General features: G+C 66.9%; 18 protein-coding genes and 5 pseudogenes. 16 read left to right on the top strand and 7 right to left on the bottom strand.

Annotation, left to right across the window (positions count from 1 at the left end; all coding sequences use genetic code 11):
* The first annotated feature begins 34 nt into the window (after positions 1-34).
* The 3 genes from ABIE67_RS02900 (at position 35) to ABIE67_RS02890 (ending at position 3,288) form a co-directional block, all read left to right on the top strand.
* Entirely contained in the window at positions 35-319 is a 285-nt protein-coding gene (locus ABIE67_RS02900) for an undecaprenyl diphosphate synthase family protein (protein WP_370252692.1), read from the top strand.
* The gene (locus tag ABIE67_RS02895; protein WP_370252079.1) at positions 316-1,590 is read left to right on the top strand and encodes an IS701 family transposase; all 1,275 of its coding nucleotides are present in this window, start codon (positions 316-318) and stop codon (positions 1,588-1,590) included. Before ABIE67_RS02900 ends, ABIE67_RS02895 begins: the two co-directional genes overlap by 4 nt.
* Before the next feature lie 357 nt (positions 1,591-1,947).
* On the top strand, positions 1,948-3,288 hold the full coding sequence (locus tag ABIE67_RS02890) for an IS701 family transposase (RefSeq protein WP_370252197.1): 1,341 nt from the start codon (positions 1,948-1,950) through the stop codon (positions 3,286-3,288).
* Between the two features lie 361 nt (positions 3,289-3,649).
* Here ABIE67_RS02890 and ABIE67_RS02885 read toward each other — a convergent pair whose 3' ends face one another.
* A complete protein-coding gene (locus ABIE67_RS02885) occupies positions 3,650-4,489 on the bottom strand; it encodes an IS5 family transposase (protein WP_370252687.1) in 840 nt (279 codons plus the stop codon).
* A gap of 809 nt (positions 4,490-5,298) precedes the next feature.
* Between ABIE67_RS02885 and ABIE67_RS02880 the strand changes: the two are divergent.
* Positions 5,299-5,656 (top strand): annotated as a pseudogene (locus tag ABIE67_RS02880) (MFS transporter); the annotation flags it as partial.
* 70 nt (positions 5,657-5,726) lie between these two features.
* Positions 5,727-6,326: an IS5 family transposase gene (locus ABIE67_RS02875; protein WP_370268102.1), complete on the top strand. Its 600-nt coding sequence runs from the start codon at positions 5,727-5,729 to the stop codon at positions 6,324-6,326.
* Between the two features lie 8 nt (positions 6,327-6,334).
* On the opposite strand, the gene ABIE67_RS02870 is transcribed toward ABIE67_RS02875, so the two are convergent.
* Positions 6,335-6,943, bottom strand: a complete 609-nt coding sequence (locus ABIE67_RS02870) for a TetR/AcrR family transcriptional regulator (protein ID WP_370252683.1) — start codon at positions 6,941-6,943, stop codon at positions 6,335-6,337.
* Positions 6,944-7,030: 87 nt separating this feature from the next.
* On the opposite strand from ABIE67_RS02870, the gene ABIE67_RS02865 reads away from it, so the two are divergent.
* The 5 genes and pseudogenes from ABIE67_RS02865 (at position 7,031) to ABIE67_RS02845 (ending at position 10,512) form a co-directional block, all read left to right on the top strand.
* On the top strand, positions 7,031-7,501 hold the full coding sequence (locus tag ABIE67_RS02865; RefSeq protein ID WP_370252678.1) for an SDR family NAD(P)-dependent oxidoreductase: 471 nt from the start codon (positions 7,031-7,033) through the stop codon (positions 7,499-7,501).
* Positions 7,502-7,547: 46 nt separating this feature from the next.
* Positions 7,548-8,710 (top strand): IS3 family transposase gene (locus ABIE67_RS02860; protein ID WP_370252673.1). Its coding sequence is split into 2 segments (ribosomal slippage): positions 7,548-7,832 and positions 7,835-8,710, totalling 1,161 coding nucleotides; the frame shifts between segments, so codons are not numbered across the junction.
* A 133-nt stretch (positions 8,711-8,843) separates the two neighbouring features.
* Positions 8,844-9,014: a hypothetical protein gene (locus ABIE67_RS02855; protein ID WP_370252671.1), complete on the top strand. Its 171-nt coding sequence runs from the start codon at positions 8,844-8,846 to the stop codon at positions 9,012-9,014.
* 241 nt (positions 9,015-9,255) lie between these two features.
* A pseudogene (locus ABIE67_RS02850) lies at positions 9,256-10,315 on the top strand (IS701 family transposase).
* A 29-nt stretch (positions 10,316-10,344) separates the two neighbouring features.
* Positions 10,345-10,512 (top strand): hypothetical protein, encoded by a 168-nt coding sequence (locus ABIE67_RS02845; protein WP_370252669.1) that lies wholly within the window; start codon positions 10,345-10,347, stop codon positions 10,510-10,512.
* Between the two features lie 228 nt (positions 10,513-10,740).
* Here the strand turns inward: ABIE67_RS02845 and ABIE67_RS02840 are convergent, their stop codons facing one another.
* Positions 10,741-11,094 carry an ArsR/SmtB family transcription factor gene (locus ABIE67_RS02840; protein WP_370252667.1) on the bottom strand — a complete coding sequence of 118 codons (354 nt, stop codon included), beginning with the start codon at positions 11,092-11,094 and terminating at the stop codon, positions 10,741-10,743.
* Positions 11,095-11,264: 170 nt separating this feature from the next.
* Between ABIE67_RS02840 and ABIE67_RS02835 the strand changes: the two are divergent.
* Together ABIE67_RS02835 and ABIE67_RS02830 are read left to right on the top strand one after the other, a co-directional pair.
* Positions 11,265-12,612 (top strand): annotated as a pseudogene (locus ABIE67_RS02835) (aldehyde dehydrogenase family protein).
* Between the two features lie 508 nt (positions 12,613-13,120).
* On the top strand, positions 13,121-14,233 hold the full coding sequence (locus ABIE67_RS02830) for an alkene reductase (RefSeq protein ID WP_370252663.1): 1,113 nt from the start codon (positions 13,121-13,123) through the stop codon (positions 14,231-14,233).
* 36 nt (positions 14,234-14,269) lie between these two features.
* On the opposite strand, the gene ABIE67_RS02825 is transcribed toward ABIE67_RS02830, so the two are convergent.
* The gene (locus ABIE67_RS02825) at positions 14,270-14,449 is read right to left on the bottom strand and encodes a hypothetical protein (RefSeq protein ID WP_370252659.1); all 180 of its coding nucleotides are present in this window, start codon (positions 14,447-14,449) and stop codon (positions 14,270-14,272) included.
* Between the two features lie 392 nt (positions 14,450-14,841).
* Between ABIE67_RS02825 and ABIE67_RS02820 the strand changes: the two genes are divergently transcribed.
* Positions 14,842-15,882, top strand: coding sequence for an IS630 family transposase (locus ABIE67_RS02820; RefSeq protein WP_370268098.1), 1,041 nt, complete (start codon positions 14,842-14,844; stop codon positions 15,880-15,882).
* On the opposite strand, the gene ABIE67_RS02815 is transcribed toward ABIE67_RS02820, so the two are convergent.
* A complete protein-coding gene (locus ABIE67_RS02815; RefSeq protein ID WP_370252657.1) occupies positions 15,879-16,379 on the bottom strand; it encodes a hypothetical protein in 501 nt (166 codons plus the stop codon). The two genes, ABIE67_RS02820 and ABIE67_RS02815, sit on opposite strands and share 4 nt — an antisense overlap.
* A 505-nt stretch (positions 16,380-16,884) precedes the next feature.
* On the opposite strand from ABIE67_RS02815, the gene ABIE67_RS02810 reads away from it, so the two are divergent.
* The 3 genes and pseudogenes from ABIE67_RS02810 to ABIE67_RS02800 form a co-directional block, all read left to right on the top strand.
* Positions 16,885-18,069, top strand: a complete 1,185-nt coding sequence (locus ABIE67_RS02810) for an IS701 family transposase (RefSeq protein ID WP_370252597.1) — start codon at positions 16,885-16,887, stop codon at positions 18,067-18,069.
* Between the two features lie 210 nt (positions 18,070-18,279).
* A pseudogene (locus ABIE67_RS02805) lies at positions 18,280-19,137 on the top strand (IS5 family transposase).
* A 65-nt stretch (positions 19,138-19,202) separates the two neighbouring features.
* Positions 19,203-19,931: pseudogene (locus ABIE67_RS02800) on the top strand (IS701 family transposase); the annotation flags it as partial.
* Here ABIE67_RS02800 and ABIE67_RS02795 read toward each other — a convergent pair.
* Together ABIE67_RS02795 and ABIE67_RS02790 are read right to left on the bottom strand one after the other, a co-directional pair.
* Positions 19,853-20,425: a TIGR03086 family metal-binding protein gene (locus ABIE67_RS02795; protein ID WP_370252655.1), complete on the bottom strand. Its 573-nt coding sequence runs from the start codon at positions 20,423-20,425 to the stop codon at positions 19,853-19,855. The pseudogene ABIE67_RS02800 and the gene ABIE67_RS02795 sit on opposite strands and share 79 nt — an antisense overlap.
* Positions 20,401-21,360 carry a MerR family transcriptional regulator gene (locus ABIE67_RS02790; RefSeq protein WP_370252653.1) on the bottom strand — a complete coding sequence of 320 codons (960 nt, stop codon included), beginning with the start codon at positions 21,358-21,360 and terminating at the stop codon, positions 20,401-20,403. The genes ABIE67_RS02795 and ABIE67_RS02790 overlap by 25 nt, the downstream gene beginning before the upstream one ends.
* Positions 21,361-21,623 lie beyond the last annotated feature (263 nt).

Raw genomic sequence — 21,623 nt, 5'->3', positions numbered from 1 at the left:
ACGAACTATCGATGCGCCTTCAGCGGCGATAACCATGACCGAAGCGAGGCCGTGTCGCAAAGAGAGCGCTAGCGCACCAGGGCTGCCGCGGCACATCGGCGTCATCCTGGACGGGAACCGCCGCTGGGCCCGGAATCACCGTCTGCCCACATCAGACATCTACCGCGCCGGCGCAGCCAAGGTGCCTCAGTTCCTGACCTGGTGCGAGCGCGCAGGAATCCCCGTCGTCAGTCTCTGGGCCCTGTCTGACCCTTCAGCTGTAGATCATGGTGGTTGCGGGAGTTCGAGGGTCTCTAAGCTGGGTAACTGCCGTGTATGAAGGCGGAGTTGCTGGATGTCCCGGTCGAGGTGTCGGACCGGGAGTGGGCGGAGGAGTGGGCGGGGCGGCTGGACGATCTGCTGGTGGGGGTCGGGGACCTGTTCGGCCGGGTGGAGACGCAGTGGCATGGGGAGATGTGCGTCCGGGGCCTACTGGGGCCGGTCTCGCGCAAGAACGGCTGGCAGCTGGCGGAGTGGGCCGGAGAGCGTGTGCCGTGGAACCAGCAGCACTTGCTGGACCGGGCGAAGTGGGACGTGGAGGGGGTGCGGGACTTCACCCGCCGGTACGCCGTCGCCGAGCTGGCGGACGACGGCGTGGGCGCGGGGCCCGGCGGGGCCGGGGTGCTGGTGGTGGACGAGACCGGGTTCGCCAAGCGCGGGAAGGCTTCGGCCGGGGTGGCGAGGCAGCACTCCGGGACGCTCGGCGGGGTATTCCCCTGCCAGATCGGGGTGATGTGTGCGTGGGCCACCGGTGCGGGGCAGGCGTTGATCGACCGGGAGTTGTACCTGCCACGGGAATGGACGGACGAGCCGGATCGCTGCCGGGCCGCGCACGTGCCCGAGCAGCGCGGCTTCCTGACCAAGCCACGGCTGGCGGAGGCGATGATCGAGCGGGCGCTGCCCGACCTGCCTCAGGAGCCGGGGAAGGTGTGGGTGGCCGCCGACGAGGTGTACGGGCGCGAGCGTGCGTTCCGTTCCTTCCTGGAGGAACATCGTCTGCCGTACGTGGTCAACGTGCAGGCGAACTCGCCGGTGCTGCAGCGTCCGGGCTGGCGGCACGCCGCCCGGCTGGTGGAGCGGGTCGCGCGGGAGGAGGACTGGGTCGAACTGCCCGCCGGGCCCTCCCAGTTGGATACCCGCACGTGGCAGTGGTGGGTGCGGCGACTCCCCGGCGAGGAGGAGATGGTCGATGGCCAGGCGTGGGCGCGGTGGCTGGTCGCGCGACGCCGCCTGGAGGATCCCGGCAAACGCGACTACTACCTGGGCTGGGGCCCGGCCGACACCCCGGTCGAGGAGATCGTTTTGGTGCCGGGCGCGCGCTGGCGGGTGGAAGAGGCGATCAAGCTGGCGAAGTCCGCCTGCGGGATGGCTGACTACGAGGTCCGCTCTTTCCACGGCTGGTACCGGCACGTCACCCTCGCCCAGCTGGCCGCCGCGTTCCTGGTCGGCTGCGACGCAGCCACCGCCCGCGAGAACGGCCCGCTGGCCCGGACCCGCTACGGCCAGCCCGCGCCGACAGCACCCGTCGCCGAGAGAGGGGGACCCGCCTGATCCCAGCAGCCCACCCGCCCCCGTCCGCTTCACCGCCTTCGAGATCAGGCGCCTGCTCATCTTGCTCACCCCGCTGCCCGACCGCCACCAACGCATCCGGCACGGCCTGGCCTGGTCCGCCTACCGCCGCCTCCACCAGGCCATCGCCCGTGCCTGCCACCGACGCCGCCGAGCACACGGTCACACCGTCCCAGCCGGACCCGACACACCAACAGAACTCCCGCAACCACCATGATCTACAGCTGAAGGGTCTGACACGGCAGCTGTAGTTCTTGATCGTTGGCGTGTTCGTGCTGGTCAACGGGGGTGCGGGGGCGGCCGAGGGTAGGGGGACGGCCACCGTGATCATGAGCGTTTGTGACGACGATCAAGGAACAGGTGGCCGTGGAGGCCACGATAGCCGGGCAGGAGTGGACGGCCGCGTTCGGGGCGGTGATGGCCGAGGTCGCTGACTGCTTCCCGCGCCGGGAACCGCGCCTGCTGGCGCGGGAGATGACCGAGGGCATGCTGATGGAGCTCGATACGCGCAACTGCTGGACGCTCGGCGAGGCGCTGGGGCACTCGGGCCCGCACCGGCTGCAGCACTTCCTCTCCCGTGGTGTGTGGGACCACGATCTGGCCCGCGACCGGCTCATGACCTGGGCGGCCGGTGAACTCGCGGACGACCAGGCGGTGTTGATCGTGGACGAGACCGGTGATGAGAAGTCCTCGACCGACTGCGTGGGAGCGGCCCACCAGTACTCCGGGGCGCTCGGCGGTATCGGTCTGTGCCAGGTCTCCGTCCACCTCACCTACGCCTCGGTAAGCGGGCACACGCTGATCGACCGCGCCCTCTACCTGGGCGCCGGGTGGGCCGCCGACGAGGAACGCCGCCTGCTCACCCACGTCCCCGACGAGACCCTGTTCGCCACCAAGCCACAGCTCGCGGCCGCCATGCTGCAGCGTGTACGTGCCCTGGGGATACCGGCCCGCTGGCTGGCCGGCGACGAGGTGTACGGCGGTCGCGAGCTGCGACGGCATGCACGGGCACTCGGCCTCGACTACGCCCTCGCGGTCCGCGCCGACCACCGCGTCACCACCCCAGCCGGCCGCTTCACCGCCACCGAACTCGCCGCCCGCTTACCCCGCCGCACCTGGATGCGCATGCGTACCGGCCACGGGACCAAGGGCGACCGTCACTACGACTGGGCCATGATCGGCGTCCTCGCCGACGACACCCCCGAAAGCACCGGGCCGGGCCACTCCTACCTGCTGGTGCGCCGCCACCGCTACACCCGCGAACTCTCCTTCTACCGCTGCCACTCCGCAACCGCGGTCACCATGGCCACCCTGGTCGATGTGGTGTGCTGCAGATGGAAAATCGAAGAGGACTTCCAGGCCGGAAAATCCGACTGCGGCCTGGACGAGGGCCAGACCACCTGCTGGAACTCCTGGATGCGCTGGAGCCTGATCAGCATGCTCGCCGCAGCCATCCTGGCCGTCACCCAAGCCCGCGCCGCCGCCCAGACACCCAGCGGCCCACTCGCCCCCTCAAGCACCCGCGAGCTGCTGCGACTCCTACGCGCCACCGCCCTGCGCCCTCCCCGCCGCGACCTGGAGCACCTCCTGCACTGGTCCGCATGGCGCCGCCACCATCAACAGCAAGCCACCGAAGCCCACCGCCGCTGGAACAACATCACCGCCGCAGCAACCACCTGACCAGCAACAATGACCAACCGATCAAGAACTACAGCTGCCGTGTCTGAGTGGGCGTTTGATGGTGATTCACGCCGACCGTTTCAACATGTTTTGCCACATTTATCGCCAACGCGTGCGGCCTGAAACGCCTGGAAGTTACCGACAGACAGGAAGCTTCCAACCCGTTGTTAGACCAGACGGAATTCGGCGCTGAGGAGCGGATCAAACGGGCGACCGGATCGGCACCCGGGATGCCGTGAAGGCGCATGTAAGGCGCGAATCACCCCGAAGGGTGTTGGCCGCAGGAGCGACTTAGCGTCTCAATCCATCCCTAAACGCCCACTGAGAGGGCATTTGATCTAGGCGAATTGCCCTTTCTGTTCTAGTAAGTACCTCGCCAGGTTGGTGCCGTCTCGTCCGTTATGCGCTTGGCGAGGTTGTCGATCGAGGCGACGTGGATCATGGCTTCGGAGCTGGCGGGAAGGGTCTCGTAATCGCGAGAAAGGCGCCGGTGCAACATAAGCCAACCCAGGCTTCGCTCGACTACCCAGCGCCTTTTGACAATGTGAAAGCCGCGAACTCCGGGGTTTCTGTTGACAACTTCGACGTCGATTCCGAGACGTGCGCCGTGCTCGATGACGGCGTTCTTGAAGCCGGTGTCGACCCAGCTCTTGGTGATGGTTGGATACGTCTTCTTGGCTTGATCGAGAAGACGTATTCCTACAGCATTCTCGGAGAGGCTCGCGGCGGTGACGGTCACGGCAAGGATCAGTCCGATCGTGTCGGTGAGGATGCCTCGCTTCCGTCCGACGATCTTCTTGGCAGCGTCCGTTCCCTGGCTGGTCAGGGGTACGTTGGTGGAGGTCTTCACGCTCTGGGTGTCGATGACGGACCCTGTGGGTTCAGGCTTGCGTCCTTCCTTCACGCGGGCGAGCCCGGTCAGGTCGTAGTTGAGCTGGGCGAGGATTCCCTCATCGCGCCAGGAAGCGTAGTAGGCGTAGACGGTGCCGTAGTTCGGGAAGTCGTGTGGGAGGTATTTCCAGGGGATTCCCGTGCGGTTGATGTAGAGGAGTGCGTTGAATACGTCGCGCAGGTCGACCTTGGCCGGCTGTCCGGTGGGTCTGCGGTCGAGCCGGGCTTTTCTCCAGGCCGTCAACGTCGGCTCGATCAGGGCCCATCGGGCGTCGGAAAGGTCGCTGGGGTACGGCTTCCGCTGGCTCACGTCCCAGAGGGATCATGGGTGTGACGGAAGATCGGGTTCCGGTGATCACCGGCGGTTCTGTGCCATCTCTACGCCAGACGTACTTCGAGCTTCGAAGCCGAGCGAAACGGGCGGGCAGGCCCGGAAGTCAGGACGTGATGAACCGCAGCGATCCGCCGAAAGGCCTCAAACTGACACAGCGACAGAACTCGCATACCGGCATGAGACATACCTGAACGCCCACTGAGTGGGCGTTTAGGGATGGATTGAGACGCTAAGTCGCTCCTGCGGCCAACACCCTTCGGGGTGATTCGCGCCTTACATGCGCCTTCACGGCATCCCGGGTGCCGATCCGGTCGCCCGTTTGATCCGCTCCTCAGCGCCGAATTCCGTCTGGTCTAACAACGGGTTGGAAGCTTCCTGTCTGTCGGTAACTTCCAGGCGTTTCAGGCCGCACGCGTTGGCGATAAATGTGGCAAAACATGTTGAAACGGTCGGCGTGAATCACCATCAAACGCCCACTGAGTGGGCGTTTAGGGATGGATTGAGACGCTAAGTCGCTCCTGCGGCCAACACCCTTCGGGGTGATTCGCGCCTTACATGCGCCTTCACGGCATCCCGGGTGCCGATCCGGTCGCCCGTTTGATCCGCTCCTCAGCGCCGAATTCCGTCTGGTCTAACAACGGGTTGGAAGCTTCCTGTCTGTCGGTAACTTCCAGGCGTTTCAGGCCGCACGCGTTGGCGATAAATGTGGCAAAACATGTTGAAACGGTCGGCGTGAATCACCATCAAACGCCCACTGAGAGGACGGTACGTGACTTGATGTCTGTATTGCCTCCCCGCTGACCGGCTGGCTCGTCGACCGGTACGGCCGTACGCCGATAGCCGCAGCCTCCGGCCTCCCCCTCCTCGCCTCCGGAATCACCGCCGGCGCGGCGCCTGCCGCGGCTGGGCTGGAACCTGGGCCTCGTCTCCGGCACCGCGATGATCACCGATGCCGTGCCGCTGGCCACCCGCGCCAAGACCCAGGGCATGGTCGACCTCTCCATCGCCATCGCCGGCGCCACCGGGGGCTTCAGCTCCGGCCTCGTCGTCTCCGCCTCCGGCTACCCCGTCCTCGCCCTCACCGGCGGCATCCTCGCTCTCGCCGTCCTCCTCGCGATCGCCACCAGGGCGAGCAGCCGGTGACCCGGCCTGCCCCGTCGGGGGAAGCCGGCCGCCCTCACCGTCGACGGCACCGGGCACCGTCGTCCAGGTCATCGGCGGTTGCGCCTGGCGGGCTCTGCCGCCGTGTTTCGAGATATCAAGGTCGACCGCGCACCGCCGGTTTGTGATCTGGTCGCGGGCCGGGGTGTGGGGCCGGCTGCACGAGGCGGTGCTGCACCGACTCGACGACGCCGGTCTCATCGACGTCTCGCGCATGGTCCTCGACTCCGCTCACGTGCGGGCGAAAAAGGGGGCGAACTCACAGGTCCGAGCCCCGTGGACCGGGGTGGGTTCCAAGATGCACGTCCTGTCGGACGCGAACGGCCTGCCCCTGGCCGTCGGCGTCTCGGCCGCCAACACCCACGACAGCGAAGCACTGAAGCCCATGGTCGCGGGTCACCAAACGAGACACGACCCCCACCACGGCCGCCACTTCAAGCTGCCTCAGCGGCTGCACGCCGACAAGGCGTATGACATCCCCCACCTGCGGAAATGGTTACGAGGCAAGCGCATAGGCGTGCGCATCGCCCGCAAAGGCGTCGAGTCCAGCGAACGGCTGGGCCGCCGCAGGTGGGTGATCGAGCGGACGATCTCGTGGCTGTCCGGCTACCGCCGACTCAGCCACCGCTACGAACGCCACTCCCGCAACTAGCTAGCTGACTACAGCTTTGGCCAGCTGCCCAACGCGAGGTTCGCGACTTGCAGCAGCTCAGGGCGGGAACTACCACTCGCGGCCTGGACGGCAATCCCATTGGCGACTGTTCTTAGGTAGAGCGCAAGAAGATGAGGATCTGTGGAAGGCGGAAGGTCACCGGCGTCCACCGCCTGTTGAAACCGGCGCGTCAAGTGGGCTACCCCATCCTCACGCCATGCGATGAGTGCGTCTCGGACTTGGCGGCTCTCATCCCCGGCAGCCAACGCACCCTGCACGCCAAGACAGCCCGTGGGGTATCCCGGCATGGTTGCCGCCTCGACCGTCCCGTGGAGCACAGCAGTAGCCACTGCTCCACTTGTGGGCTCTGCTAGAGCTCGAGCGAAGTAGGAGGCCAAGCCCTCGGTGTACCGCTCTAGCGCCTTGTAGAAGAGGTCTTCTTTGTTACCGAACGCCCTATACAGGCTGGGGCGGCTGATACCCATCGCTTCGGTGAGGTCGTCAAGGCTGGCGCCCTCGAAACCCTTTGACCAAAACACCAGGACTGCACGATCGAGTGCCTCGTCGATGTCGAACGCGCGAGGCCTGCCAGTAGGGGCCGGTGTCGTCGAGAACATTTCTTCATCCTACCGTTCGATACCGATCGGTACGGATGTGCTAAAGTGTTTCGTACCAATCGGTACGTTATAGCGAGAGGTGACGTCGTGTCACAGACCGTACTCATCACTGGCGGAACCTCAGGCATCGGCTTGAGCCTCGCGCAATCCTTCGTGGAACTCGGGGCGTCTGTCGTCGTTTGCGGGCGTTCGCAGGCTGCGCTTGACCGATTCGCGCAAGCACACCCGCAGGCGCTGGCCGTGCGGGCTGATGTGACGGACGCAGCTGATCGGACAGCGTTGTTGCAAGCAGTCGCTGATCGCTTTGGGCGTTTGGACGTGTTGGTCAACAACGCCGGTACGTTCGAGGAACGAGACTATGCTGCCGGCAAGAACCCCAATGCGACTCTCGATGACGAGGTGGCGTTGAATCTTGCCGCCCCCATCCACTTGACGGGTGAAGTGCTCGAGCGATGGCCATCGCCCGACGCGATCGTATTCATCACCTCGGGGTTCGCTTTGGTCTCGCCCACTCGCGCACCTACCCACGGCGCGGGGGTCTGCCGCACGATCGGGTGACATCTGAACTGACTTGCCCTGGGGGGCGGGTGGGAAGGATGTCGCTGTGCCCAAGCCTTATCCGGAAGAGTTCCGCCAGGACGTCGTGCGGGTCGCGAGGAACCGCGGGCCGGGTGTGACGGTCGAGCAGGTGGCCACCGACTTCGGAGTCCATCCGATGACGTTGTGGAAGTGGATGCGTCGCGCGGACATCGACGACGGGACCAAGCCCGGAACGACCAGCCAGGAGAGCGCTGAGCTTCGGGAAGCGCGCCGGCGGATCAAGCTGCTGGAGCAGGAGAACGAGGTCCTGCGCCGGGCCGCGGCCTACTTGTCACAGGCACATCTGCCGGGAAAAGGATCTACCCGCTCGTGAGGGAGCTGGCCGGGGACGGGGTGCCCGTCACGGTTGCGTGCCGGGTGCTGAAGCTCGCCAGACAGCCCTACTACCGCTGGCTGGACCAGCCGGTGACCGATGCCATGCTGGAGGAGGCGTATCGCGCGAACGCGCTGCTCGACGCTCACCGTGACGACCCGGAGTTCGGATACCGATTCCTGGCCGACGAAGCGCGCGGCGCCGGGGCCGTGATGGCGGACCGGACTGCATGGCGGATCTGCCGGGACAACCGCTGGTGGAGCGTGTTCGGCAAGAAGCGCGGCAAGGGCAAGAAGGCCGGCCCGCCAGTGCACGACGACCTGGTCCGCCGTGACTTCACCGCGACCTGTGCGAACCGGCTGTGGCTCGCCGACATCACCGAGCACGCCACCGGCGAAGGCAAGCTCTATCTCTGCGCGATCAAGGACGCCTTCAGCAACAGGATTGTGGGCTACTCCATCGACGAGCGGATGAAGTCCCGCCTGGCCGTGGCCGCCCTGGACAACGCCGTGGCCCGGCGTGGAGACGTCGACGGGTGCATTCTCCACAGCGATCGCGGATCGCAGTTCCGCTCCCGGAAGTTCGTCCGGGCGCTCGACCGCCACCGGATGGCCGGATCGATAGGGAGGGTCGGAGCTGCCGGCGACAACGCGGCCATGGAGTCCTTCTTCAGCCTGCTGCAGAAGAACGTCCTGGACCGCCGCGTCTGGGCCACCCGCGAAGAACTCCGTATCGCGATCGTGACCTGGATCGAGCGGACCTACCACCGACGCCGCAGACAAGCCTCACTCGGCCGGCTGACCCCCATCGAATTCGAGACCGTCATGACCACGCCGGCCCTCCAGGCCGCGTGACCGAACCTGTCACCCGAACCTGCATCAGACCCCGGTGAAGGCCGGCCTGCACGGCTTTGCGGATGGCTTGCGCCGTCAACTCGAGGGTCACACCCATGTCCTCGAGGTCCTCCCACCGTCTACGGACACGCCCATGAACGCCGAAGCCACGGGGAAGAAACTGACTCCCGCACAGGTGGCGGCGGTCACGATGAAGGCTCTTCGGCGGGGGCGGAACATGGCATTCCCCGGTCAGACGAAAGTCATGCCCGCCATGCTGCGCATCGCGCCGGGCACACTACGACGCGTCGTCGCCGAGCTCTGAACCCCTGAGAAATCCTTCCCCCAGCAACACCTCACCGAGTAGGCCGAGTGGGCTCCCGTCTCCCGCGAAGCCGAAGGCAAGTAGCCGTTTCGGCCTAGTACTCCAGTCTGACTTCGCGATCTTGTGGCGGACCCGGCTGGGAACGGGTACGGCCACCGCCTGATCATCGGTTGGTGTGTGGACAAACGAAGATCGTGCGGTGGCCGCGGGCCATAGCGTAGGCCCTGCCCGCTGGCGGGCGATGTTCGACCAGGTCATGGCTCGGATCGCAGGACGTTTCGGCCGAGTTGAGCCTCGGTCCACGGCCCGCTCTTACCTGCCTGGGCTGCTGTCGGCTACCGAGCGGAAGAACTGCTGGCAACTGGCTGAACAGGCCAGTCACGCCCGGCCCGGGCCGATGCAGCGCCTGCTGCGCTATGCCCGCTGGGACGCCGACGTCCGTGACGACGTCCGCGCCTACGTCGTCGACCGCCTCGGCGACGGCGGCGTTCTCATCGTGGACGAGACCGGCTTCGTGAAGAAAGGCACCATGTCGGCGGGGGTGCAACGCCAGTACACCGGCCCAGCTGGCCGGATCGAGAACTCCCAGGTCGGCGTGTTCCTCGCCTACGCCACTGAGCGGGGACGGGCGCTGATCGCAGGCCTGGAGCGGATCGGCATCGGCTACGTGATGGCCGGCGCCTGCTCCACCCGGGTCCGGATCAACCATGGCCGCACTCCCGTACGCGCAGATGTCCGCCGACCGCTTGCCCGCCTCTGCCTGGCAGCGGCACAGCGCCGGAGCCGGAGCGAAGGGCCCGCGCTTCTACGACTGGGCGTGGATCCACATCGGCACCGGTGTCCATCGTCACCTGCTGATCCGACGCAACCGGACCACCAGTGAACTCGCCTTCTACCTGTGCTGGTCGCCCACTGTGGTCGCCCTGTCCGAGTTGGTCCGCGTCGCCGGTGTCCGTTGGAGCGTCGAGGAGTGCTTCCAGGCCGCCAAGAGCCAGGTCGGCCTGGATCACTACCAGGTCAGGCACTGGACCTCATGGCACCGGCACATCATGCTCGCCCTGGCCTTCCTGACCGCCCTCGCGAACCCCACCCGGCCTGCCGACCCGCTCCATCCCGCCCGCAGCCACGACCCGATCACGCTGAGCGTCCCAGAGATCCGCCACCTGCTCGCCGCCGTCTTCGTCCCACCGGCCTTTACTGCCGCCAGACTGCTGCACTGGTCCACCTGGCGCAGATGCCGCCAGGCCGCAGCCCGACGCAGCCACTACCAACGGCGGTCCGTCGACGAACCTGCTGGATAGATCACGAAACCGCACTGGAGTACTAGGCGGTGGGGCTTACGAGTGTCGCCGCCCCGCTCAGCTCGCCATCCTCGAAAGTGCCGCGCCACCTGCTGCGGGAGCTGCCGCTGCACACGGCGAAGGCCATCGAGATCCGAGCCTTCGTGCCGATGGAGTCGATCCGGTCCGATCCGCAATTGCGTATAGGCGGTCAGTGACCAGTCTGTGTAGGTGGTACGGCGGGGTGGGTGGCCTATCGCCTTGCTGGTGCACGGGTTACGGCCACTCGGCGGGCGTCGGGCGGGAGGCTGGCCTCGCCCGGCTCGGCCGTGGCCTAGTTGACGTTGTGCCCGGGGTGTCGTTCGACGTGCTCGAAGCCGACCGCAAGCTGGACACCTGGCTGCGGTGGGTCCGGTTCGTCGCGGCCACGGAGGGGTGCCGGAGCGTCAGGCGCACTCGGCGTTCACGTAGGGCTCCACGCGGCCGACGCTCTCCTTGAGGACGAGGTCGAGCAGTCCGGGGAAGCGCTGGTCCAGATCTTCCTTGCGCAGCGTGTTGATGCGGCGGGTGCCGACGTCGTGCTGCCGGATGAGACCGGCCTCGCGCAGGACGCGGAAGTGGCGGGTGAGAACGGACGGGGTGACGTCCTGAGTGAAGCCGCTGCAGGCCAGACCGGGGGAGACGGAGAGGGTGACGACGATGGTGAGCCGGGTCTCGTCGGTCAGCGCGCTCATGATCTTGAAGAGGTCGAGGTCGTCCGTGTCGGGGTGGACGAGGGGTGACGAGGTGCGACTGGCCATAAGGAAAGAATAACCCCTGCCATATGTTCGTGTTGGCGCGTACATGGGCTACAGTGAAGGCACGGATTGACCCTTCATCCGTCATCCACCGGGTTGCCCATCACCGGTACCACGGCATGCCACCGACGCCTTTGACGGCGTGGCGTGCATCAAGAACGGAGCACACCCCCATGACCGCAACAACAGCCAATGAGTCCAGGACGCGCCAGAGCGAAACGGCCGCGGAGGTGGTCGGCCGCCTTCGTGCGACGTTCAACACCGGCGTCACCCGCGGACTGGACTGGCGCGTCAGCCAACTGCAACGGCTGCGGGCACTGCTGGTCGAGAACGAGCAGGAGCTGATCGAAGCGCTCTGGGCGGATCTGAGGAAGAACCCCGCCGAGGCGAAGGCGCAGGAGATCGACTTCACCGTTGCTGACATCGACGAGACGCTGGCGAATCTCGAGAGCTGGCTTCAGCCTCGCCCGGTGGAGGTTCCCGCCCACTTCGGTCCCACGACAACGGCATACACCACGTACGACCCGCTCGGGGTCGTCCTGGTGATCGCTCCGTGGAATTTCCCGCTGCACCTTCTCATCGACCCCATCATCGGCGCACTGGCCGCCGGGAACACCGTGGTGGCCAAGCCGAGCGAGATCTCGGTGCACACTTCGGCGGTCGCTTCACGCCTCCTGCGAGAGTACTTCGACGCCGACGTGCTCACCGTGGTCGAGGGGGGGCGCCGAGGAGACCACGGCCCTCCTGGCGCAGCGTTTCGACCACATCTTCTACACCGGCAATGGCACCGTCGGCCGGATCGTCATGGCCGCAGCCGCCAAGAACCTCACCCCCGTCACGCTCGAACTCGGAGGCAAGCCACCGGTCTTCGTGGCACCCGACGCCGACGTGGACGAGACCGCCAAGCGGCTGGTCGACGGCAAGTTCGGCAACGCGGGCCAGCAGTGCATAGCCCCGGACTATGTTCTGGCCGATCCTGCCACCGTCGCCGCACTGGTCCCCGCCCTGCGCACGGCGGTCGAAGCCCGGTTCGGCACCAGCCCGCAGACCGCGGCCGACTTCGGCCGGATCATCAACGAGCGGCACTTCGACCGGCTCACTCGTCTGCTGGACTCCGGCCGGGCGGCGGTGGGAGGCCGGCACGACCGTGACGACCTGTTCATCGCACCGACCGTGCTCACCGATGTCGACCCCGCATCGCCGGTCATGCAGGAGGAGATCTTCGGTCCGATCATCGCCGTCGTGGAAGTCGAAGACCTCGATGCCGCCATCGCCTTCATCAACGAACGCGACAAGCCACTCGCCCTCTACGCCTTCACCGAGTCCGAGGCCACCAAGACGCGCCTCCTGAACGAGACGTCCTCCGGCGGCGTCGCCTGGGGCCAGCCGGTGATGCAACTGCTCATGCCCGGCCTGCCGTTCGGTGGCGTCGGCGAAAGCGGCATGGGCCGGTACCACGGCCGGTATTCCCTCGAGACGTTCAGCCACCTCAAGGCTGTCGCGGACGTGCCGCTCAGCTAGCCTCGCGCTTTCGTGAAGCAGGCTGTCCGATGGGCGATCGGCCGGCGGAAGTGCCTCAGGCCGAGAATGAGGATCGCTGAGATCACTGTTCCCGCCACCGCCCAAAGCGGGTTCCAGGTGAAGCCGTGTATCGGTCCTCTTCGCGGGGGCGCGTCGAGGGAGTCGGTCGCGGCGCGGCCTGCAGACACCGATCCGTACCGAATCCGGCGGCGGCGCCCATGACTTCGCCGCCTGGCTGGCTGGCTGCTGATCGTGCGCGAGGAGCGAACGCCCGTACTCCGGCGGGCAGTTGCGCTTGAACCGGCGTCGACACCGACGCCGACGGCATGCGGCTCTCACCGCGTTCGCCGCCAACACCACCCACACCCCGATCGCGGTCCTGGAACCGCGTCACCGTCAGCGGGCCCGCGCCTGCCCGAGGACCGCATCCGCGCCTCCGCCGGGACAGCGTGGACCCCCTGCGTCGCAGACCTTCATCCCGTTTCCTCCGTATTGCAGAAAGAAACCCATGACTGTCAATATCTCAGAAGTTTCGCCCGCTCCGTTGCTTTTCTCCCCCACCTCGCTCGGGAAGATCGAGCTCGCCAACCGCGTCGTCATGGCACCGATGACCCGGGTCCGGGCCGGTTCCTCCGGCATTCCCGGGGATCTGATGGTCGAGTACTACCGGCAGCGGGCGAGCGTCGGGCTGATCATCGCCGAGGGCACCTACCCCGACCACGCGTCGCAGGGGTATGTCGGTGAGCCCGGCATCGCCACCGACGAGCAGGCGGCCGGCTGGCAGCGGGTGTTCGAGGCGGTGCACGCCGAGGGCGGCCGCATCGTCCTGCAGATCATGCACGCCGGCCGCCAAACCCACCCCGACATCAACGGTGGCCGCCGCATCCTCGCCCCCAGCGCGATCGCCAGGACCGGCGAGACGTTCACCGAGAAGGGCGAGCAGCCCTACCCCGTACCGGAAGCGATGACCACCGCAGAGATCCGTGCAGCCCTGGAGGACTTCGTCACCGCGGCCCGCCGGGCCATTGAGGCGGGAGCGGACGGCGTGGAAATCCACGGCGCCAACGGCTACCTGCTCCACCAGTTCCTCTCCCCGGCGGCCAACCAGCGCACCGATGGATACGGCGGCTCGCCGCAGAACCGCGCCCGCTTCGTCGTCGAGGTCGTCACGGCGGTCGCCCAGGCCGTCGGTGCCGATCGGGTCGGGCTGCGGATCTCGCCGGAGGTCGACTTCGGGGACGTCTTCGAGACCGACCGGGACGACGTCCTGGCCACCTACGGCACCCTGATGGACCAACTGCGCCCACTGGGCCTGGCCTACCTCTCCGTACTGCACACCGAGCCGGGCGGCTACCTGGTACAGGAGCTGCGGCGGCGCTTCGACGGCAAGCTGATCGTCAACAACGGCCCCCTCGGGGGGCAGACCACCCGCGAGCGGGCGCTCCAGCAGATCGAGGCCGGCCACGCCGACGCCGTGGTCGTGGGCCGGGCCCTCATCGCCAACCCCGACCTGGTTGAGCGCTGGCAGGGCGGCCACCCGGAGAACGAGCCGCGGCCGGAACTGTTCTACGGGCTGGACGCCGAGGGCTACACCGACTACCCCTTCCTCGAAGCGGCTTGAGGCCCACGGTCACGCCTGTCCATGCGGCAGCCCCACTCACACATGGACAGGCGCCGACCGGCGACACTGTGCCCGCCCCTTTGAGCCCGCGGTCACACCGGCGATCACCGGCTCGAGGACCGTCGGGTCCGTCAGGGCGTTGACGGTCCGCAGGTTCCTGGTCAGCAGCCTGCGTTCGGTGACCTCGTCGAGCACATCGCTCTCGTGCGTGGCCACCGCGGCGGCCTTCGGCCACAGCTGACGCCTATGACGGTTTTCCGGCGGCGGCCCATCTACCAGGTCCGCCTTCTGTAAGGGAGTCCTTCGCCGATCTCCGTCCCCGCTGTATACCGGCGCCCATACCGTCCAGCCCGAACGCTGGGAACGGGGGTGACGAAAAGGGGCTGTCGGTGGGGCGGGATCTGGGTCTGGACGGGGTAGTGGACTACTCCACCCTGTCCGGCGACGAGGCGGGCTGGTTACGGAACAAAAGCGGCGCCACCAGGCTGGGCTTCGCCGTCCATCTGAAATTTTGCGGCGGCTGTTGTGTGACTTCTGCTGCTGGTGCGTCAGTTCCTCGTCGCGGCCCGAAGCTGGAACCGCTGCTGCTGTCCGCTGATGAGCGGGCGATGTTGGAGCGGACGACGCGTCGGGCCACATCGCCCCAGGCCCTGGCTCTGCGTGCACGGATTGTGCTGGCGTGCTCGGGGCCTGAGGTGCCACCGATCGTCGCTGTCGCTCGGGACCTGCGGGTGAGTGCCGACATGGTCCGCAAATGGCGGCGGCGGTTTCTCTTCGACCGCCTGGACGGCCTCGTTGACGAGCCTCGGCCGGGCCGGCCACCCACCATCGGCGTAGATGAGGTGGAAGCGGTCGTGGTCACGACACTGGAGCAGCTCCCGAAGAACGCCACCCACTGGTCGCGTAAATCGATGGCCGAGCACAGTGGTCTGTCGAAGTCCACCGTTGGCCGGATCTGGCGGAAGTTCCAGCTCAAGTCGCATCTGACCGACACCTTCAAGTTGTCGACGGACCCGCTGTTCGTGGAGAAGCTCTACGACGTTGTCGGTCTGTACTTCAACCCGCCCGACGGCGCGGTGGTCCTCTCGGTGGACGAGAAATCTCAGATCCAGGCCCTGGACCGGTCCCAGCCGGTGCTGCCGATAATGCCGGGCATGCCGGAACGGCGCACTCACGACTACGTGCGCAACGGCCTGACCACCCTGTTCGCGGCGTTCGACGTCGCCACCGGTGAGGTCATCACCGCCCTGCACCGCCGGCACCGGGCAGCGGAGTTCAAGAAGTTCCTGGTCAGGATCGACAAGGAAGTTCCCGCACATCTCCAGATCCACCTGATCTGCGACAACTACGGCACCCACAAGACCCCTGCGATCAGGACGAGGCTGGCCAAACACCCCCGGTTCCACATGCACTTCACCCCGACCGGCTCCTCCTGGATCAACCAGGTCGAGCGGTGGTTCGGCTTCCTCGCCGACCAGAAGATCCGTCGTGGCGCACACAAGAACGTTCAGGTTCTCGAAGCCGACATCCGCGCATGGGTCAAGGACTGGAACGAAGACCCCAAGCCGTTCATCTGGACCAAGACAGCTGAAGAAATCCTCGACTCCCTCGCTCACTTCTGCCGACGGATCTCTGGCGCAAGACGCTAGGTGCAGACCTGCCAGCCGTGCCCGGCCGTGACCTCGTCGGCCGTGATTCCGAGCGGCAGCGTCTCCGTGTGCCGGCCGTCGGCCCGCATGACCTCGGCCCGCAAAATGCCGGCAGTGCGTCCGTCGAGCTCCACCCCATAGATCGTGCGGGTCGCGTCACCGGCCTCGATGACGCGAACCCTTCTCACTACGAGGCGCTCGTCACCACAGGAGAGGGACCGAACGGTCTCTCTGTCGGCCGCGATGATGAGCCCGTACGCACTCCGGGCGCTGTACACATCCCCTTCGTGGAGACGGTTCAGCGCCGGCGCGGGTCTGATGACGTCGTCGGGCTTCGTTGAACACGATGACGCGCTGGCCGTCCCGGCGTAAAACACGGAGCAGTAGCGCGCGTCGGTCGTCATCCAGAAGAACACCGTGCCCTTGGCACCCACGCTCACCAGACTCAAGCCCGCACGGTCGGGGGCGTCGTCACCCTTGGCGATCTCGCTGAGCACACTCTGACGGTGCCGCTCCACTTGCGCCTGCCGCGACTTCTGCGACGGCGAGGCGGTAGCCTGCCGCTGCGGCGATGCGGACTTGCTGTCGCGAGGCTCGGCGGAGCGCGCACCTCCTGCACACGAAGCGAGCGCGGCCGAAGCGATCACGGCCACAGCCGCCGCAGCGACCCTCGCCCAAGGACGTCCCATCACGCCAACCCCCACCCGGCCCCGGCCCCGTAAATCCAGGTCAGCATACGGTCGCGGGCCGCGAGGCGGAGAGGGGTACGCAGCGTTGGGGGATACACAGCGTTGGAGGAGTACGCGGCATTGGTGGGATACGCAGCAGGGCGGCACGCGATGCGCGGGTACCGCCCTCCCGCGACCGAAGTGCGCGAGTCCTACCGGCAGAGGAAATCCTCGACTCCCTCGCTCACTTCTGCCGACGGATCTCTGGCGCAGGACACTAGTACTGCAACGGTCTTTGCCGTGACTGCTGGCCAGTTCAGTCGTTGGTGTTGTTATGGGTGGGGACCTTGCTGGTGTCAGGTTGTGGGCGGGGGAACTGGGTGCTCTGCATGAGCGGTTCGTGCACCGGTTCAACCGGGAGGAGCCGCGTCAGTCGGCGCTGGCTTACATGCGTGGGCTGGTTGCGCCGCTGGAGCGGAAGAACGGCTGGACGCTGGCGGAGGAGGCCGGGCATACGGGTCCCGATCGCATCCACCGGCTGCTGAACCGGATCGAGTGGGACGCCGACGAGGTCCTGGACGACGTACGCGACTACGTCGTGGAACACCTCGCAGACCGCGAGGCCGTCCTGATCGTCGATGACACCGGCTTTCTGAAGAAGGGCGTCCGTTCGGCCGGGGTGCAAAGGCAGTACTCCGGAACGGCCGGCCGCACCGAGAACTGCCAGATCGGTGTGTTCCTCGCCTACGCCACCGGCCGTGGACGCACTCTGATCGACCGCCGTCTGTATCTGCCCACCTCCTGGACGGATGACCGGGAACGGTGCCGGCGGGCGGGCATCGACGACAGTGTCGCCTTCGAGACGAAGGTGGCCATGGCCAAGGCGATGGTCCGCCGGGCCATCGCCGACCGTATCCCGTTCGGCTGGGTGACGGCGGACGCCGCCTACGGCTTCAGCAAGGGCTGGCGGTTCGAGCTGGAACAGGCGGATGTCTTCCACGTCATGGCCACCACCCGGCACGACACCGTCGTCACCCGCTGGTCCATCGACCACCCCGTCCACGACCTGTTTCCCGGCCTGCCGCGGCAGAAATGGAAACGCCGTTCCTGCGGTGAAGGAGCCCACGGCCGGCGGATCTTCGACTGGGCCCGCGTCGAGGTGCGGCCCTGGCACCGCGAGGACCGCCGGCACTGGGTCCTCGCCCGCCGAAGCGTGAGCAGGCCCGAGGAGATCTCCTACTACATCGCCTACTGTCCCGCCGACACGACGCTGGACGAGCTGATCCGCATCGCGGGCAGCCGCTGGGCAGTCGAGGAATGCTTCCAGACCGCGAAGCAGGAGTGCGGCCTGGACGACTACCAGGTCCGCCGCTACCCGGGCTGGCACCGCCACATGACCCTGGCCATGGCCGCCCACGCCTGTCTGACTGTCCTGCGGGCCCGCCAGCTCGACACGGACAAAGCAGAAACGGATCCTCCCAGCTCATCCACCTCAGCCTCGCCGAGATCCGACGCCTGATCACCCGCCTCACCAACCGCCGCCCCACCCCGGCCGACCACATCCTGCACTGGTCAACCTGGCGCCGACGACGCCAGCACCAAGCCCGCATCAGCCACTACAAACGACGCGGACACAGCCCCTGAAAACTGCCCAGCAATCAGAACAAGCACCGTTGCAGTACTAGGGTCCGTCTTCAAAGATCATCGGATGGTGGATCATGGTGGCGTGATACGCCGTCATGAACTCACCGATCAGGAGTGGGAGTTACTCGCTCCACTGATACCGCGGGCTGCGACGGGCCGGCCGCGCGTGGAGGACCGGCAGGTCGTCAATGGGATGGTCTACAAGATCCGGACCGGGATCTCCTGGCGTGACCTGCCGGAACGCTACGGGCCGTGGAAGACCGTGTACACCCGCTTCCGCCGTTACGCCCTGGACGGTGTGTTCACCCGCGCTCTGCAGGAGATCCAGGCCCACGCGGACGCGGCAGGCGACATCGACTGGCTGGTCCAGATCGATTCGACCATCGTCCGCGCCCACCAGCACGCCGCCGCCACCGGTCGAAAAGGGGGCAGTTCCGGCCGGACGAACCGGACGATCACGCCCTCGGCCGATCCCGAGGAGGGCTAACCACCAAAATCCACCTCGCCTGCGACGGAAAGGGCCGGCCCCTCGCGATCCTGGTGACGCCTGGCCAGCGCCACGACAGCATCTGCGCACGTCCTCTTCTGGAACGCATCCGCGTTCCCCGCACCGGTCTTGGCCGACCCCGCTGCCGGCCCGATCAGGTCATCGCGGATAAGGTACAGTTCCCGCGGCTTCCGCGCCTACCTGCGCAAACGCGGCATCGCGCACACCATCCCGGAAAAGAACGACCAGCGGCGACACCGGCACCATCGCGGTCGCCGCGGAGGGCGACCACCGGGGTTCGACCGGGAGGCCTACCGGCGCCGCAACATCGTCGAACGCTGCTTCAACCGGCTCAAAGGCTTCCGCGGCATCGCCACCAGATACGAAAAGACCGCCACCTCCTACGAAGCGGCGGTCACACTCGCGTCGTTCCTGCTCTGGGCAAGATCCCTTTGAAGACGGACCCTAGTAGGACTCCGTTAGGTCTTTCCGTTGGGCCTGATCAAGAGCATGTTGGGTGTGTGGACGCACATGAAGTGAACCGAGTCCGGGCGAAGTTGGCGTTATACGTGGCGGATGTTTTCGCCTCGGTGCCGCGCAAGGACCAGCGGGCCAAGGGCGACTGCTATCTGCGGGGACTGATGCTGGACGGGCGCCGCAAGTCGATCCAGGCCATGGCGGATCGACTGCCGGACGGCAACGAACAGAACCTGCAGCAGTTCGTGAATCAGTCCACGTGGGATCCGGTGCCCGTACAGCGGCGCATCTGTGAGCGAATGCTCCCGCTGATCAACCCGACAGCCTGGGTGATCGACGATGTGTCGGTACCCAAGGACGGACGGATGTCGGTCGCCGTGGGCCCGCAGTACTGCGGAGCTTTGGGTAAACGCGCCAACTGCCAGGTCGCCGTCAGCGTCCACGCCGCCACCGACACCGCCTCGTGTCCGCTGCAATGGCGCCTGTTCCTGCCCAAAGAGTGGGCCGCGGACACCAGCCGTCGGAACATCACCCGCATCCCGCCCGAGATCACGCACCGCGAGAAGTGGCGCCTGGCCCTGGACATGCTCGACACGCTCGCCGGCTGGGACATGACACCACCGGTCGTGGTGGCCGATGCCGCCTACGGCACCAACGCACAGCTACGGGCAGCCCTGTCCGATCGCCGGCTCTCCTACGTACTCGCCGTCCGAGCGGATGTGACTGCCCACCCGTTCGACGCGAAGCCCGTTGCCCCGGAACGCATCGGGCCTGTCGGCCCGATGGCCTGGGCCAGGTCCCAGCCGTGGACCAGCATCTCGATCACTAACTGCTCGACGAGCCGTCGCCCGGGAGCGGGCCCGTAGCGCCGCTCGAGCATGCCCGGGCGCCTGAAGGCCGACCGTGCGGCCTTCGATGCGGTACGGAATGCCGCGACATGGTCATCCCCGAGATGGTCGGCGGTGAAGTCGGAACGGGGAGTTGCGTTGGCCAGGCCGGCCCACAGCAGGTTCTCCCAGACCAGGTGGTTGAGGAGGGTGTGAACGTCCCAGTCGGCGCAGGGCGTTGGCCGGTCGAACTGGCCCGGCTCCACCGCGGAGACGAGTCCGCCGACGGCGTCCAGGACTTCGTCACAGGCGTGGAGCACGCCGGTCGGTTCCCACACGTCCTGCCCGACGTCGTACAACCCGGCGAGGTGCGTGGCTCGTGCACCGGGTTCGGGATGCGCCCGCAGTGCCGTCGTCAGCCATCGGCCGGCTGCCGCCATGCTGGGCCGCACGGGCCGGCCGTTGATGATGCACAGCAGCTGCCAGTACCGCTCCACGTGCGTGTCGGAGGCGACTTCGAGCTGCTCAAGGCGTAGACCTCTGGCCTGCGCGTTGTCGACGAGTTCCTTTTCGTCCGGAGCAGCCTGTGCGGGGATCCAGGTCGCCACGATGGCGGTGACGACGCGATCGGCTGCCGGCGAGTCCGGGGCGATTCCTTGCGCGTCGCTGTCTCTGCTCGCCGCAGCCAGTCGTCTGTCGCCTGCTCTGCGTCCCGCAGCGCGCTGTCGTCGTGCTCGCCCGGGTGGTGTTCGGCGGCGTAGTGGGCCATACGGCGTACGCTGGCGCGCAGAGCCGGATTCCTGACGAGTTCGCCTAGTTCGAGCCAGGCGTCGACCTGCTCGTCGGTGGGATTGGCGGGCAGGTCAGGAGTGGCCGCCAGCAGGCCCCGTCGGTGGGTGGGTACGTCCAGTTCTCCCAGGGTGTCGGTGACGAAGTCCTGGATGATGGCACGGCGTTCGGCGGCTGACATGCGCGCCAGCTCGGTCATGGTGGTGTGCCCCTCGGCAGTGGTGTTGCGGCGGATGACGGAGCGCAGCACGGCATGCTGCGTTCGCAGCGTGCGGATCTGCTTCTCCAGCGCGTCGATGTGCGTCGCGGCCACCTCTGACAGGGTGCTCTCGCGCTCCAGTACGTCCCGGATCGTCGCCAGCCCCAGGCCCAGCCCTCGCAGTGTCTGCGCCAGCTGCAGCCGGGCCAGTGCCTCAGTGCCGTACAGCCGGTAGCCGGCCGGAGTCCGACGTGCCGGGTGAACGACCCCGGCGTCCGACCAGTGCCGGATCAGTTTCACCGACAGCCCGGTCTTCCGGGCGGCCTCCCCGATACTCCAGAGCGTGTTGTCACCGACGTGCATGCGCTCCACCCTTGACTCTCCCATGGAGGGAGAGTCAACAGGCACCCGGCTTCCGCCGGCCCTCGCCGCGGGATCTCACGGGGACGTTTCGGTGTACGCGGCTGGACACAAAAAAAGGGGGGTTGGCAACGGCCTCAACAGCCTTGATGGCACGGGAGTAGGCGGTGCTCGGGTCGGGCGTGAGCCCGTAAGCCTCGGTGAACGCTGCAGGGAGATGATCGGCCGCCGTCTCTGCCCTTTGAAGCCCCAGCGTCCACGGCCTTGTCGTAGGTGGCGTGGAGTGTCGC

It is taken from the genome of Streptomyces sp. V4I8 (assembly GCF_041261225.1).
In the GTDB taxonomy this organism is placed as follows: domain Bacteria; phylum Actinomycetota; class Actinomycetes; order Streptomycetales; family Streptomycetaceae; genus Streptomyces.
This window is presented reverse-complemented; position numbering and strand designations above follow the sequence as displayed.